Source organism: Mesorhizobium waitakense, from assembly GCF_056431085.1.
In genome coordinates this window covers 503,459-518,925 of the sequence record NZ_JBWKME010000016.1, presented here as the reverse complement: position 1 = coordinate 518,925, position 15,467 = coordinate 503,459, and the positions used below count along the sequence as shown (strand labels likewise).

General features: G+C 63.5%; 12 protein-coding genes. 1 reads left to right on the top strand and 11 read right to left on the bottom strand.

The window, feature by feature from the left end; translation table 11 throughout:
* Nucleotide 1: 1 nt before the first annotated feature.
* From icmH to tssA, 11 genes are read right to left on the bottom strand one after another with little or no spacing between them, the layout of a single operon-like run.
* Complete coding sequence (gene icmH / locus AC07FD_RS05005; protein ID WP_478348901.1) at nt 2-1,324, bottom strand: type IVB secretion system protein IcmH/DotU; 1,323 nt, start codon at nt 1,322-1,324, stop codon at nt 2-4.
* 4 nt (nt 1,325-1,328) lie between these two features.
* Nucleotides 1,329-2,663, bottom strand: a complete 1,335-nt coding sequence (gene tssK, locus AC07FD_RS05000; RefSeq protein ID WP_095080766.1) for a type VI secretion system baseplate subunit TssK — start codon at nt 2,661-2,663, stop codon at nt 1,329-1,331.
* Nucleotides 2,664-2,702: 39 nt separating this feature from the next.
* Nucleotides 2,703-3,155: a type VI secretion system lipoprotein TssJ gene (tssJ, locus tag AC07FD_RS04995; RefSeq protein WP_184871654.1), complete on the bottom strand. Its 453-nt coding sequence runs from the start codon at nt 3,153-3,155 to the stop codon at nt 2,703-2,705.
* Nucleotides 3,156-3,158: 3 nt separating this feature from the next.
* Nucleotides 3,159-4,628, bottom strand: coding sequence for a type VI secretion system-associated FHA domain protein TagH (gene tagH, locus AC07FD_RS04990; RefSeq protein WP_478348900.1), 1,470 nt, complete (start codon nt 4,626-4,628; stop codon nt 3,159-3,161).
* On the bottom strand, nt 4,625-5,692 hold the full coding sequence (tssG, locus tag AC07FD_RS04985) for a type VI secretion system baseplate subunit TssG (protein ID WP_478348899.1): 1,068 nt from the start codon (nt 5,690-5,692) through the stop codon (nt 4,625-4,627). Before tssG ends, tagH begins: the two co-directional genes overlap by 4 nt.
* Nucleotides 5,656-7,530, bottom strand: coding sequence for a type VI secretion system baseplate subunit TssF (tssF, locus tag AC07FD_RS04980; RefSeq protein ID WP_478348898.1), 1,875 nt, complete (start codon nt 7,528-7,530; stop codon nt 5,656-5,658). The genes tssG and tssF overlap by 37 nt, the downstream gene beginning before the upstream one ends.
* Nucleotide 7,531: 1 nt before the next feature.
* Complete coding sequence (tssE, locus tag AC07FD_RS04975) at nt 7,532-8,287, bottom strand: type VI secretion system baseplate subunit TssE (protein WP_478348940.1); 756 nt, start codon at nt 8,285-8,287, stop codon at nt 7,532-7,534.
* On the bottom strand, nt 8,274-8,729 hold the full coding sequence (locus AC07FD_RS04970) for an Hcp family type VI secretion system effector (protein WP_095080773.1): 456 nt from the start codon (nt 8,727-8,729) through the stop codon (nt 8,274-8,276). Before AC07FD_RS04970 ends, tssE begins: the two co-directional genes overlap by 14 nt.
* Nucleotides 8,730-8,777: 48 nt before the next feature.
* Entirely contained in the window at nt 8,778-10,283 is a 1,506-nt protein-coding gene (gene tssC / locus AC07FD_RS04965) for a type VI secretion system contractile sheath large subunit (protein ID WP_478348897.1), read from the bottom strand.
* 3 nt (nt 10,284-10,286) lie between these two features.
* On the bottom strand, nt 10,287-10,826 hold the full coding sequence (gene tssB, locus AC07FD_RS04960; RefSeq protein ID WP_478348896.1) for a type VI secretion system contractile sheath small subunit: 540 nt from the start codon (nt 10,824-10,826) through the stop codon (nt 10,287-10,289).
* Between the two features lie 6 nt (nt 10,827-10,832).
* Entirely contained in the window at nt 10,833-12,005 is a 1,173-nt protein-coding gene (gene tssA / locus AC07FD_RS04955; RefSeq protein WP_478348895.1) for a type VI secretion system protein TssA, read from the bottom strand.
* A gap of 323 nt (nt 12,006-12,328) precedes the next feature.
* Between tssA and tssH the strand changes: the two genes are divergently transcribed.
* On the top strand, nt 12,329-15,154 hold the full coding sequence (gene tssH / locus AC07FD_RS04950; RefSeq protein ID WP_478348894.1) for a type VI secretion system ATPase TssH: 2,826 nt from the start codon (nt 12,329-12,331) through the stop codon (nt 15,152-15,154).
* Nucleotides 15,155-15,467: the final 313 nt, after the last annotated feature.

Here is a 15,467-nt window from a genome sequence, read left to right as displayed (position 1 = left end):
CTCACAGCCTCTTTTCGACGAGTACCTCGACGCGGCGGTTCAAGGCCCGCCCCTCGCGCGTGCTGTCGGTGGCCACTGGATCGGTGGCTGCGCGGCCCTCGGAACGGACGCGATCTTGCGGCACTCCGTTCTGGACCAGCATGTCGGCAATCGTCTGGGCGCGAGCCTCGGACAGTCGCTGGTTGGTCGACAGCGGATTGGTCTTCTGTAGCGGAACGCTGTCCGTATGACCGATCACCGTGATCTTTCCGATGAGCTCCTGATTGGCGAGGATCACCTTGGCGATCGACCCGATCAGGGGCTCGAACCCCTCGGTCAGTTGTGGCCGCGACGACTGGAACAGTTCGGGGTTGGAGGCCTGGATGATCAGCTTGGTCAGCGAAACGCTCTCGGTGCCGCTGAGGGCAGATTTCAGCTCGGCCGGCGCCCCGGCCTGAAATTCCGGCAACAGCGCGAAATCCACTTTCTCCGGCGGCGGGGCATCGACCTTCGGCGATGCACGGGTGATGTCGCCGCGTGCGGGCGGCGGCAACGCGCGAACAAGTGCGGAAAGCTCGACCGCCTGGCTGCTCAGTCCCGTCGAGAGCCCGACATGGACTGCCGTGGCAACGACCGCCGCACCGAGCGCCATGACCCAGATCGGAACGATGAAGCGCTGCGGCTCGTCGGATGCGATCACGCCCTTCCAGTTTGGCGACAAGGGCGCGCCTTCGGCGTCGACATCGCGCAGGAACCGTGCCGCCGCCACGCGAACGGCATTGATCGAGCGGTCGCCTGACCGGTTTGCCACACGATATTTGCCACGGAAGCCAAGCGCCAGGCAGTGATACTGCAACTCCAGCAATTCGCGATCCCGGTTCGGATGGCGCTCGAGTTCGTCGAGACGTGTGAAGAACTGCGTTCCGGCATCGACATCGCCGCGCAGCATGACAACGAGCGGCTGCCGCGGCCAGGCGCTGGCCCCGCCCCATGGCGTGTTCAGGGCCAGATCGTCGAGCAGCGCCGCCACGACCCATCCTGCCTGGTCGGCCCGCTCCATTGAGGATCCCGCCGTCATTGCCGTGTCGCGGGCCCGCACCAGTTCTTCGAGCAACCGGGTACGCAATGCTTCCGGATTGTCCGGCGCCAGCGCGCTTTCAAGCTCGGGAGCGAACTCGAGCAAGGGCGCGAATGCGTTGACGAGCGCGTTCGGGTGGGTGCGGGCGCGCTTGACCGCAGCGCCCGGCAAGAGTGGCGCCATGGGCCGCGGCATCGGCGCGCCGGTCAATCGAATGCGAGTGCGTTCGCGATCCTCCGACAGTCCGAAAGGATCATCGCGGCTCATGATCTCACCTGTTCACCGAATAGCAGTCCACCTGCGGCTCGCTTGGCAACACGCCCGAAACGCCGATGACGAAGCCGGGAGCATCGAGCAGCGACGCCCAGTACTCGCTTTTCTGGTCCAGTTCGAGGCACAGCCGATCGCCATCGTAAGGGATTTCGCGCGGCTGCGAATGAAGCGGTTTCAGCGGAATGCCGGGCAAGCGCGACTTCCACAGGCCCTCGAACTGGTCGGCCGAGCCGACGGTCGCCTGGTTGACGAAGATCTTGCGCAGCGCGTCCTCCGACAGCTCCGAACCGACCCGGATGACGATCCGGCTGGCCACCAGCAGCTTCGGGTTGTCGATGCGGATTTTCCAGACATTGGTCGAATGCCGCATGACAGGCAGCGCACGCGATTTCGGCTCGATGTAACGCAGGCTGAGGATGAGCGAGCGCAGCGCATCCGCCAGCGCCGAATAGGCGGGGCCGGGCGCCATGTGATCGTAGGCCGGCAGCTCGCCCAGCCGCCGTGCGCTCGATCCGTAGGTGGCCATCGAACCGGCAAGCCCGGCTAGCTCCAGGTAGAGCTCGGCCGGATGGAAGACATCCTGGGCCAGTATGTGGGCCAGCCGCGGGCGCGCCGCATTGGCGAGATTGAGCATCAGCAGATCTTCGACGCTGCGCCCAGGCCCGCCCATGACCATCTTGCCATGCGCCTCGGCGATCTGGTCGAGACCGGTGACAACCTCCAGCAGCAATTGCCGATACCAGGCCACCGCGCCGGTAATCAGTGTCGGTGGCAGGAAGGTCTCGTCCAGAGAGACGCCGCCATCGGCTCGAACGCCCTTGAGGTCGGCTATCGGCAAGGCCGTGTAGCCACCGACCGACTTGCCGGGTGCAAGCAACAGCGCCTGCGGGCGGGCGATTTCGATTTCTTCAGGGTCTGAACCGCCCTGGACGGCGTCACGCACCGAAACGATCCGCCCATGGTATCGGGCTCCCGAGGCGGCGGCGTGCGCCGGATCGAAGCCGACGCCGCCGGCAGGCTCCAGCGGCAAGGCGACCAGCACCGGTCCGGCGCCCGTGTCCGGGGTCACCGGCAGCGGTCGCGGCGCGTCCATCATGTCTGGAATGGAAAAAGGCGTTCCGTCCGGGAAGATGCCCCGTGCGGACAGGATCGAAATCTGGCCGGCGTCCAGCAATGCCTGGTCCAGCGTCAGCTGTTGAAAGCCGAACGTATGCAGTTGCCCGGCCTGCAACGCGCCGCGCACCGTCGCCTCGAAGAAGCGATCCTGCTGTTGGAAATGCTGTGTCCGCAGGAAAAGCCCCTCGGACCATAGCACCCTGTTTGCATCGCTCATGCCGCTGCTCTCTGCATTGAGCTCCCCTTGCCCTGGCCGCTAGGCGGAAATGCCGCCGCTGCCTAGCGTGACATTGATCGTGAATTTCGATCCCGGCGACACTGACTTGGTTGTCCGCCAGTTCCTGCCGCCAGGCTCGCGGATCAGTGCTACGAAGCCCAGCGCCGTCGCGTCCGGCTCGACGGTGATGGTTTTGGATGCGGATTTCCCCGGCCCGACAGCGATCTGGTCGGACCCGATAAGATCGCCTGCCAGCGCCGTGCCGGCATCCCCCTGCAGCGCAAAATAGTCGGCGGAATTGAATTTGCCGGCGCTTTTCAGCCGCATCACGAGAACCGTCACCGGCCGATCGCCGCCACCTGGTCCTGGGTTCATGCCGGCCCCGCCGGTCACGTTGACGGTGATCACCGATGGTTTTGGCGGACCACTCTGGCAGGCCGCAAGCAGCCCGGTCGCGCCCAGGGCAACGACAAATTCGCGTCGATCGATCATCTCTCACTCCTCCTCATATGCATCCCGAAAATCAGCGCCGATTTCGCCAAGGAAGCTTTTTTCCGCGCTCTCGGCGATTTCACGATGGCGTTTCTGGTAAAGCTCCCACAGCTTGGCGCCGCGCCCGCCTGAAAGCAGGGTGCCGATCGCCGAATTCGATTTCAGCTCTTCCTCGATCTCGGCCGGGTCAAAACGGTCGATCATCCGCCGCAAGGCGGCCTGTATGCCGCGCCAGGCGCGCACGTGATGTTGCGCAAGATCGCGGACCGCGTCGGCGATTGCCGCTTCGCCGGCAAGAAATCCGGGGCTGCGCTCGGCGATAAGCGTGACGATGGCATCGTCAACCGTCGGCAGAAACTTGAGCGGATTGACCTCGGAGGCTCCGACCATGGTCTGGGCGACGCGAGCGTTTCCCTTTTCCTCGGCCCGCTTGCGCAGAAGCTGCATCAGCCCTTCCATCATCAGCCGATATTCGCGGCCAAACTTCTCCATTTCCGCGATGCTGTCGCGTCCGGGGAAATCGGCTTCCTCGACGCCCATGCCGTGCAGGAAAGCCGAGCGAAGCGCCGACTCCCCCGGCTGCGGCGCGGCCGGCGGGCGGGCGGGTTTGGCAGCAGCGACCGCACGTGGTGGGGGAGGGGTATCCGCCGCTTGCACGGGCAAATCCCAGGGATTGGCGGATTGTGGTCGTTGGGCGGCGCGCTCGCGCTGTCCGGTCGGGCCGGCGCCGTTTGCCGAACTGGGCATTGCCGCCGGTCCGAAACCAAAATCATCATTGAAATCGGATGGCTTTCCGGCAGTTGGTTCGGCTCCGCGGCTGGGGGATGGCGCCGGGTCGAGGCTGAATGGGTCCGCCAGGTTCGCCGAACCGCTCGGCTCGAGAAAAGGGGCGGCGTTTCTCGACACAGGCGTTGCAACCGGATCGAGGCTGAACGGGTCATCGAAAGCAGGCGAGTTGCGCTGGGATGCGGCACGCTCGAACGCGCCCGGAACCGGCTGCTCGAACGGGTTCGGCAGATCGGCCGGACGTGGCCGTCGCGGCTCTTCTTCGACCTTGGCGGAAAAGAAGTCATCGCGGCCGATGCTCACCGGTGCCCGAGATGGCTGCGGTACGCGTTCGGGAACCGGCTGGCCGGCTGGGGGTGCTTGAGCGACCGGCGTTTGCAGGTCGACATAGACCATGTAGTCGCCCAGCCTCAGCCGCATGCCGCTTTGCAGGCGCGCCGACTTGCCGGCGCCGAGCGGGCTGTCAGAGCCGTTTATGAACAATCCGCTGCTCGACGTGTCGGTGACGAAATATCCGTCTCGCCCGCCAGAGATCTTGCAGTGAGCGCGCGAAACGAACATGTCTGGATCGTCGATCTGCCAGCCCGCATCGGCGCTGCGGCCGATCACCAGCTCACCCTCGTCCAGCCGGATCTGCCGTACCGCCTGGGTGCGTGGCCCTTGCTCCAGCGTCAGCAGCAGACTCATGCCGCGACCCCCGCGATTTCCGGCCGCCATCCGACGATTGTCCGCAGCCGCATGTCGTCAGCATCGCCCCTTTCGGCGGGCCGCGCAAGCCAGGTGGTTCGGCCGAGCTGTGCCGATCCGAGACGCGGCGGCGGCACTGCTTCGCGCGCAAGCACGATGCGCAGGTCGACGTCGAGCGATTCCCCGATCATGTCGCGAACGGCCTGTTTGAACAGTTTGAGCCGCTGGCCGCCAGGCAGGAAGGCCTTGAAGTCCTCGTACCCCAGCGGGCCGACGCGCAGTTCGATCCTGCTCTGGCGGTTGAAAACCCGCGGGCCGATCGTCGCCCCCCGGCCGAGCCCCGCATAGGCCTTTGCAAGGCGGGTCTGGAGGCCGGTCGGCACGGTTATCCAGGCAGCGATGAACTCCCTGATCTGGACCGGCACCTTGAATGCTTCCGCCAGGAACAGCGTCAGCCGTTCCGGGCCGTCGACCTGGCTGGCGAGCGAAGCCGCCTGGCGAAGCTTTACCGTATCGAGATCGGCGTCCTGGGTGCCGGGAAGTCCGATCCCAGCCATCGCTTCCAGCATAGCTCGAACACGTCCGCCGACCGCGCGTTCGACCTGTACGGCCGGATGCGCGTCCGCCCACGCCCGGTAGTAGAGGGCAATCATGCGGTGCTGCAGAATGTTGACGAAGTCCACGAACGTGGTGTCGCTGGTCAGCTGTGCGTCGGTGCCGGCGAACCAGCGCTGCGACAGGCGGTCGAGCACCCAGCGCGTCAGATGCAGCGGCATGGGTCCCTCGGGTCCCAGCAGGCCGAGATTTGCAACCGTGACCCGGGCCGGCGTCTCGCCATCGGCTTCGCGGAACTGAACCAGGTCCCGCGCCGAAAAGGCGAGGCGCACATGCTGACCGAGCCGAGCCGGCTCACGGTCGGGGCGGCCGGAATGGCCGAACAGACCGCTCCGCTGTTCGAGACGGCGCAGCAGTTCGAAGAAGTCGAACGTCTCGGACAGACCTTCGACCCGGTTCGGGCTGGGCTTGTCTAGATCAGGTAGCGATTGCCGGGCGTCATCGGCCATGGCACATCCTCCTGCTTCTGCAGCAGCCGCGTGCGGGTTCGCACGAAGCCGTTTATTCCGGCGTGGCGGGCAAACAGCCGCGCCAGCAAGGCCGAAAGCAGCAAGGTGCTTTGGCCGGCCAGGACCGATTGATCAACGTGCAACGTCACTTCGGTGCCGCGTCCGAAGCACATCGGCCCATCGATCTGCAGCCGTTCGATGACCGGCTGCGAGTCGATACGCACGATCGAATGCACATTGCGCGCAAGGCTCGGATCGCCGCGATCGGCATAGAGGTCGAGCAGAGCATGCAGAGGGTCGATGCCGCGGCCTTCCTTGGCAAGGCTGAGGAAGTTGAGCGCGAGCTGCGCCACCAGCCGCCAGGCAAGATCGTCGGCGCGCGATTCACCGTCGGCCCCAGCCGGCAGTGCCGCGGGGATGGCCGGCTGTGGCGGACGCAGCGCGCCAAGCAGTCTGACAGTTTCGACCGGGTCGCCGGCCTCCAGCGTCAATGTCGGATTGTCATCGAGGATCGGCAGATCACGATTGGTACAAAGCGCCATGACGTCGAGACGCTTGAGCGGCCGGTTCGCCGGGCTTGCGAGCGGCCGGGATATGGCCAGGAAAACGTCGTCCCCGGTGTATGACGTTCGGGTCAGGCCGTCGCGCCGCTCCTCCTCCGTCGCCCGGCGTGGGCGCCGCTCGGTCGAATAGACCCAGCCACTGCCGCGGTTCTGCCCCAGGCTGAAGAGTTCGGGGATTTCGGCGTCGTTGCCTTCTGTGTCGGCATCCTCGACGCGGATGACCCGATAGATCTCGAAGTCGCGCGCGCGCGTTCGGTCTGCATGCAACACCTGCCGCGTCCTGCGTGCATCGACCTCGACGACGTTGCATTCACGTTCGAACAGATTGATGATCGGCGTCGCAAAAAGTTCGAAGTCCGCCGGTGTCAGGTCGGCCAGTTCGGGCACCGCACGTCTGAACAAGAAGATGATCTCGAGCCCGGCGGCGCATCGGCGCACGACGGGCTGAAGCCCGGAAACCCGCGCATAGTGAAAGCGCTCGGGCATCATGAAATATTCGCGCAGCAGACGGTACCCCTCGAATGTCGGACGGGTACGAGGCATCAGGGCCTCGTCGTCGCTGATGCCGACCATTTCGGGTGCCGGCAGGGGCGACAACGGGTTGGTCTTGCCTTCCGGGCGTGCGCCAACGGCCGAGCAGGCGCCGAAAATCGCATCGAACAGGAGCGGCGCCTTGGCGCGTCCAGCAAAATAGAGGTCGAGCCGGTCGAGCGCCAGTTCGTCGAGCCTGCCTTTTCCGGTTCGGGCCAGCACGATGCGGAGCGCCGCCGCGCCGCCGACGCCGCCGATCGGCCCTATGCCGGCCATCGCCAGCGCACTGCGATCCTGGAAATAGCTGACCGAAGTGACCGCTATCGGCCATAGGGTCATTTCTTGCGCGGTGGAGAACGTGCAGCGCGTCGACAGGCCTGGCTGCAGGCTGGAAACCAGCCGCGTGTTGCGCTTGACGACGTGGCCGGCGAGCATGGTCTGGACCTGCTGGCCGGGTTTCAGCACCGCCATCGCCGTTGCCGGCGCCGGCGTGACCAGATCGGGATAGAGAACCTCGAGCACGCTGCGTGAAAATCGCGAGCGCTCGGCATCGACCTTCAGCCGGGTGCGCGCGGCGAGGAAGGCGACGCCATCCAGCAGTCGCTCGACATACGGGTCCGGACATGGGACCGTATCGAGGGAGAGGTTGCGCGCCACCGCCGGATGCATATCGGCAAATTCCGCCGCGAGGCCACGAATATGGGTCAGTTCCTCCTCGTAATATTCGACGAAGACCCGATCCATCTCAGGCGTCCCTAATTTCGGTCCGCGCCAAGCCGTTATCGAGATTGATCGTGGTGCGCAGGCGCATGCGTTCCGGCGTCGGCGTCATGATCAGCACGGCGTCTATCTCGATCTTGAGGCCAACGGTCTTGTCGCCAAGGGTGACTGTAACCGTTGTCGCGCTCTCCTTGAGGCGAGGCTCGAAGGTGGCGAGCACTGCGCGGATCTCACGCGCCAGCACGTCGCGATCAAAGTCGCGGGACGACCGGCCCGAGAAGGAAGGCACGCCGTAATTGACCACGCTTCGACGCACCTCCGGAAAATCGGCGAGCGAAGGTGGATTGTCCGACACCTGTTCGTTTTCCAGATCGGAAAGCAGCGGTGTGGCCTCGAAGCGCTCGGTGTTGAAGAGCGCCTCGATGTCACGCCGTACCGCTTCCCTGAGCACGCGAGCCGAAACCACCACGCCGCGGCTTTCGATCTCGACGCGGTGCTGGGTCTGAAAGGACAGTCGATGCAGCCGCCGTTTTTGATCGGGTGTCAGCTCCGCATCGGCGTCTATGGTCCGCGCACTGCCGGCGACGAGTGTGTCGAGACGGTCCGCGCCAAGCTCGTCGAGCAAGACATGGCGCAGCCCGTCTATCTCCGAAGTCAGGCCCGGCAGGTCATTGACGAGGCGATCCCAAAGTGAAGGCTGGACGGCCTCGCTTTTTGCCCGCAAGCTGCCGGTAGTCTGCTGCTTGCCCGCGCCGGGTCGCCGAACCTCACTTGCCGACATAGACATCCATTTCGGCTTCATCATTGCCGTCATAGACGAACTTGATCTTCTTGTAGGCGAAGCTGACCTCTTCCTGGATCAGGTCTTCCTCGTCCGGCGCCTGCGACATGTCGTATTCCATGATCGAGGCGTCGGTGAGGGTGACCACCAGGTAATCCTTGGTCTCACCATCGATGGTCCGCCGTGCCGAGAACACCACCTCATCCAGGGCCTTGTTCTCGAACAAAGCCTTCTTCAGGTAGGGCGAGGATTTGTCGTAATGTTTGATGAATTTGATCATGCCCATGGACACGCGGCCACGGCGTGAGAGCGAATTCGGATCATACGGTGCGACCATCTTGTAGTCGACGCCATGGATTTCGATCTCGTCATCGTGGCCGTCGCGGGTGCTCGGGCCTTTGATATCTGGAACCTTCAGAAAACCATCAATCTTCACTGGCATTGTCTTTCTCCACCGCTTTCAAACAAAACAAAGTCTGGTTGCTGCAAATCAAGTCTTCACGGACGGTAGTTCCGACACCAGTCGGAGCGAGGCATTGATGCCCTCCAGCTGGTAATGTGGGCGCAGATAGAAGCGGGCAGCGTAATAGCCGGGACGCCCCTCCACACTGTCCACCTGAACCTCGGCGGCGGCAAGCGGGCGCTTGGCGCGCGCCTTGTCGTCGGCAAAGGCCGGGTTGGCCAGCACGTACCGGTTGATCCACTCGGTCAACCAGATCTGCATGTCGGAGCGCTCCTTGAACGAGCCGACCTTGTCGCGCGCAATGGCCTTGAGGTAGTGCGCAAAGCGCGAAACCGGGAAGAGATAGGGCAGGTTGGCGCTTAGCCGCTCGTTCGACTGTGCGTCCGGGTCGACCAGCCGTCCCGCCCGCGTCTCGTCGTCCTGCAGCGAGTGCGCGCCGATGAAGGCCGCGAGATCGGTGTTCTTCCGGTGCAGGATCGGCATCAGGCCGAGCTTGGCCAGTTCGGCCTCGCGTCGGTCGTCGATGGCGACTTCGGTCGGACATTTCATCGCTATCGACCCATCGTCGGTCGGGAAGCTGTGCACTGGCAGGTTCAGCACCGTGCCGCCGTTCTCGACGCCGCGGATCTGCGTGCCCCAGCCAAACAGCTTGTGGCTGCGGTTGATGTTGACGCCCATCGGGAAGGCGGCGTTCATCCAGACATATTTGTTGTGGTCGCCCTGCACCTCTTCCTCGAAGGTGAAGCCCTTCACCGGAACGGTATCGGTGCCGTAGGGCAGCCGGGCCAGGACGCGGGGCATGGTCAGGCCGATGTAGCGAGCGTCCTCGCTCTCGCGCAGCGACTGCCACGAAGCATAGGCCGGGTTGGAGACGATCTGCTGCAGGTCTTGAGGGTTCGGCAATTCCTGCCAGCTGTCCATGCGGAACAGGCGCGGCGAGGCGGCTGCGATGAACGGCGTATGCGCAGAGGCGCAGATGCCGGAGATGTTGCGCAGCAGACCGACGTCGCGCGGGTGGTTGGAGAATTCGTAGGCGCCGACCACGCAGCCGATCGGCTCGCCGCCAAGCATCGAATACTCGTCTGTATAGACTTTCTTGAAGATCGGGCTCTGATCCCACATCTGGCCTTCGTAGTCTTCCAGCGTATCGCCCAACTGCTCCTTGGAAATGTTCATCACCCGGATCTTCAGCTTCTGATCCGTCTCGGTGTTGTTGACGAGATACCAGAGGCCGCGCCATGTGCCTTCCATTTCGCGCACTTCCGGTGCGTGCAGGATCTCGTTGACCTGTGTCGTCAGCATCTTGTCGATGCCGGCGATCAGCGACTTGATCGACTTGATTGCATTGGACGAGATGGTCGTGGTGTCGGAACGGGACTGCGCCGCGAGAGCGAGATTGCGCACGAGTTGCTGCAGCTTCTCGCTGTCGTCCTTCTTGACCTTGAAATCCTTCTCGAGGAGCCCGCTGAATTCTCCAAGGTCTATGGCTTCGGCCTCGGCGGCGACGGCGGCGGTCTTTTGCTGTTCGGCCATGATCTATTCCCCCGCCTTGTCATCATCGGCCAGCGCCTGGCCAGCGATCTTGCCAAGAAGCGGCTCGTTGTTCAGAAGCTGCGCGATACGCTTTTCGGCGTCGACGCGGCCATCCATGAAGCCCAGCAATTCCTCGAGCTGACGACGCATCTTGAGGATCTCGGCCAGTTGCGGAACTTGCGCGGCGATCTTGTCCGGGGCGAAATCACCCATTTTGGTGAAGGTGAGGTCGAGCGCCAGTTCCTCGTCGCGCTCCTGGCCTTCGGCCTGCGGCAGCGTGTTCTTCACCCGGGCTTTGACGCGGGGCCCGAGCGCCTCCATGAACTTGGGAAAGCGGTTCGCGTCGGTCTCGACAAAGGAGCGGTCCAGCACCGACTTTGACGCTTCCTTGGTTTGCGAAGCACCGGAAAGATCGGCCATCACGCCCATGACGAACGGCAGTTCGATCGTCGTCGGGCTGCCATAAGTTTCCACATCATAGGCGATCTGCACCCGCGGCGCGCGATTTCGTTCGATGACCTTCGCTTTGCTTTCGGCTGGCATGTGTTGTTACCTTTCATCCTTCTGAGCCGCCTTCTTGGCGTCGGGAACGCCGGCAAGGAGCCGGAATTCCTTCAGCCCCGACGGGGCGAGATCTTCCATCAGTTCAACGAAATCCATATGCACCATCCGGCGCACACGCCGAGCCAGGTGCGGTATCGGGCTCGACGGTTCGGTGCGGTCATAGAAGGCGACCACGAGGTCGAGGCATTTCACCACGTCGTCGCGCGAGGAAATCCGGTCGGGAAGCCCCGTGCCCGGCTCCGCGTAGCTTGCCATACTTGCCATCGTATCGGCTCCATGACCGTTTCGAGCAGGCGTTGCCGGTTCTGCCGGCGTGGGCGGCTTGGCCGCGCCATTCGCCACGACACCGGCTGCCGAATTCCGTTCGAGGGTCGTCAGCAAACGCTGCAGGAACCGCTTTAATTCCGGAACCGGAGCGCCGCCGCCTTCGAGGCGAGCGTTGAGGGCGGTCTCGACCGCATCGAGGGCCGCCATCGCTGCCCGGGCATCGGCGATCAGCAAGACCATCTCTGCGTTGGCTTGATCCATCTGTGCCGCGCATCCGGCACGCACCCGGTTCAAGAGTTGTCCGTGCGCACTGGCCAGTGTCGCCTTTTCTGCCGCATTCAACCCCGAGGCGGCTTCCTGGAGCATGACGCGGTCGTCGAGCGCACCCTTTTCCAAGTCTATGCCCTGAATCGGGCCGATTGCGCGCGGCGCAAAGAACGTCATTCGCCGCAGGTCCACCAGCAAACCGTCCTGACCATTCTGCAGGTCGAGCAGCGCATTGATTCGACGCAAGGCGGCATCGCGTGGCGAAGCGTTGGGCCGCAGTGCCGGATGCATGGTTTCCCAATGCTGATCGAAGGTCTGCGCAATGAGGGTCAGGCCCTGCGCGAGCCCGGCCAGTCCCTCTTCATTGGCCAGCGCGCGCGTTACGATGACGAGCAGGCGCAGGTCCCGGCCATGGGCGCGCAATTCCTCCGCCTTGGCGAGTACCGCCGACCAGTCGACCGGAATGGTGCTTTGCGAGCTGGCCTTGTTGTTGCCGTCATGGACGACCTTGACCTGGGATTCTGTCAGGCGCTCGAGCTCATGAAAAGCCGGGTCGTTGCGCAAATCCTCCCCGGACGGATTTTCACCGTCGAGCGGAGTAAGCCAGAGTGCGAGATCAATCACACCAACCCCCAGCGACCGGCCCTCAAACCGTACGTGACCCAACGTTATCACACCGTTGCGCTTTACTACAATTCAACAACTGCTCAAAAATTAACAGAAGGCTAAACGCGTGCCGGAACCGGTGGCGTGATTGTCGAACCTGTATGTGAAATGTATCGCATAGGGCACGCAATTCCATGGTTGTTTGCAGCCGGTGGTGCGGGACTTTCCGCAAGCGGAAGGAGCCGGCTGAACCGGGCATCGAGCCGCCGTCCATCACGCGCTTTGTCAAGTGACGGCTTATGTGGCAGGTTATCGGCTGGCAGATTGCAGGAGCACGTTCGATGGAACAGCGCCGGTCGTCGCAGAGCTTCAAACGCAAGGAACTGGTCGGCAAGCTCAATCCTGTCGGAGTGCGCGCCTTCAAGGCTGCCGCCGACACCGCCAAACTACGCGGCAATCCTTACGTCGAACTCGTCCACTTCATCGAGCAACTGGTGCTTTCCGACCGCTCGGATGTGCAAATGATAGTCGCCGATGCGGGACTGGATGCGAGCCGGCTCACGGCCGATATGACCCGCGCCGTCGACAAGCTGCCTTACGGCGCGACGTCGATAGAGGAGTTTTCCGACCATATCTTCCATGCCATCCAGGAAGCCTGGAACCTGGCAACGCTGGAATTCGGCGTCGAGGAAGTCCGCAGCGCACATATCCTCCTTGCCTGCCTGAAGACGCCGGTGCTGGAAGGCCTGCTGTCGAAGATCAGCGGCGAGTTCGACAAGATCGACGCCGACGCAGTCATCGCGCGGTTCGCCGATGTCGTGGAAGGTTCGCTCGAAGCCGGCGCGGCCATCGCGGTTCCCACGGCCGAAACGCCGAAGCGGGCTCCGGGCGGGGATTCGGCGCTGGCGAAATACGCCACCGACCTGACCCAGCGCGCCCGCGACGGCAAGATCGACCCGGTCGTCGGCCGCGATCCGGAGATCAGGCAGATCGTCGATATCCTGATGCGACGCCGGCAGAACAATCCGATCCTGACCGGTGAGGCCGGCGTCGGCAAGACGGCGGTCGTCGAGGGCTTTGCCTTGCGCATCGCCCAGGGCGATGTGCCGCCCACACTGCAGGATGTCAGTGTCCGCATGCTCGATGTCGGATTGATGCAGGCGGGTGCAAGCGTGAAGGGCGAATTCGAAAAACGGTTAAAGGCTGTCATCGATGAGGTTCAATCGTCCGAAACGCCGGTCATCCTGTTCATCGACGAAGCCCACACCTTGATCGGCGCCGGCGGCGCGGCAGGAACGGGCGATGCCGCCAATCTCCTGAAACCGGCGCTAGCGCGTGGCGAACTTCGCACCATCGCGGCAACGACCTGGGCCGAATACAAGCAGCACATCGAGAAAGACCCGGCGCTGACCCGCCGTTTCCAGGTGGTGAAAATCGACGAGCCGTCGGAGGCGGTGGCGGTTCTCATGTTGCGCGGCGTGGCCGGGGTTCTGGAGCAGCACCACAAGGTGCAGATACTGGATGAGGCGATCGAGGCGGCGGTCGGCCTGTCGCATCGCTACATCCCGGCGCGGCAACTGCCCGACAAGGCGGTGAGCCTTCTCGACACCGCTTGCGCCCGTGTCGCCATATCGCAGCACGCCACGCCGGCCGAGGTCGAAGACATCATGCGTCGCCGCCAGGCGCTGGAGGTCGAGAACGGTATCATCGGCCGCGAGGCCGCGATCGGCATCGAAGTGGCCGAGCGTCAGGCACGGGTCGACACCGGACTGGCCGAAACCGAGGTTACGCTGGCCGCAGCGCAACAGCGTTGGGATCGGGAAAAAGCCCTGGTTGCCGAGATACTCGAATTGCGTGCCCGGCTGCGCGGCGAAGGTGTGCCGCTCGATGCGGTGGAGACGCCCGAGGCCTATGCCGAGACGGCAGGCACGGACGCCGCGGAGACTCCGCCGCCCAAGACCGCAACGCCCCAAACCGAAACGCTAAAGACCGAAGCGCCCAAAACCAAAAAAGCCAAGACCAAGACTGCCAAGGCCGACGTAGAGACACCGGCGGCGGCCAATGCCCCTCCACCGGAACCGGCCGCCGATCTCGTCCGGTTGCGCGAACTGATGGCCGAACTCGCCGAGGCGCAAGGCGAAACGCCGCTGATCCTGCCGTCGGTCGACCGCAACGCCATAGCGGCGGTCGTTCAGGACTGGACGGGAATCCCGACCGGGCGGATGCTGTCGAGCCAGACCGAAAAGGCGCTGCGGCTCGCCGCGACCCTGTCCGAACGCGTGGTCGGCCAGGATCACGCCATGGAGATGATCGCCAAGCGTGTGCAGACCAGCCGCGCCGGGCTCGGCGCGCCGGAAAAACCGGTGGGCGTGTTCCTGCTCTGCGGCCCCTCGGGCGTCGGCAAGACCGAAACCGCATTGGCGCTGGCCGAAACGCTCTATGGGGGTGAGCAGAATCTGATCTCGATCAACATGTCCGAGTTCCAGGAGGCACATACCGTCTCTACCTTGAAGGGCGCTCCGCCCGGATATGTCGGCTATGGCAAGGGCGGCATCCTGACCGAGGCGGTCCGCCGCAAACCCTATTCGGTGATCTTGCTCGACGAGGTCGAGAAGGCCCATCCGGACGTGCACGAAATCTTCTTCCAGGTTTTCGACAAGGGCATGATGGACGACAGCGAAGGCCGGCGCATCGATTTCAAGAACACGCTGATCCTGCTGACCTCGAATGTCGGCTCGGAGGTCATCATGGACCGGACCAGGAACGGTACGCTGCGGGCCGGGCTCGACGATCTGGACACCGCGTTGCGCAGCCCGCTGCTGAAGGTTTTTCCCGCGGCCTTTCTCGGCCGGGTGGTGACCATTCCTTACTATCCGCTCTCGGATTCGATGATCGAAGCCATCACCCGCCACCAGTTCGCCAAGATCGCCCGCCGGCTGCGTGCAACCAACGACGCGGAATTGGTGATCGGCGACGGCGTCATGGACCTGGTCAAGGCCCGCTGTACAGAGATCGAATCCGGCGGCCGGATGATCGATGCCATCCTGACCAACACGCTTCTACCGGAATTGAGCCGCGGCGTGCTGAACCGTTCGCTCGGGGGCGAAAAGATGACGAAGGTGACCGTCGGCGCCTCCAAGGAGGGCTTCACCTATTCCTTCGAGTAGCGGAGGCTGGGCTTCCCGTCACCGAAAGGCTGGCACATGAAGTCTTCAGCCTTCCAATGCACCCCTACCTGGACGAAGCCACGCAGGACTTCATTGTCGAAGCAATCCATGAGGTCTTGAATCCGTCGGCCTGATTCCACGGCGTCCGCGGGGATTTCGAGTTCGAAAGGCATGGCCGTTCCGACCGAATGAACGATCTCGGTGGGATATTCTTGTAGCGAAAAATTTTAACAGAATCAGAAAGTTAGTAAGTTTCTGATTTTCGACAACGCTCATTTTCAGCGATGCCAGCGGCATTGTCTCACATATTGAC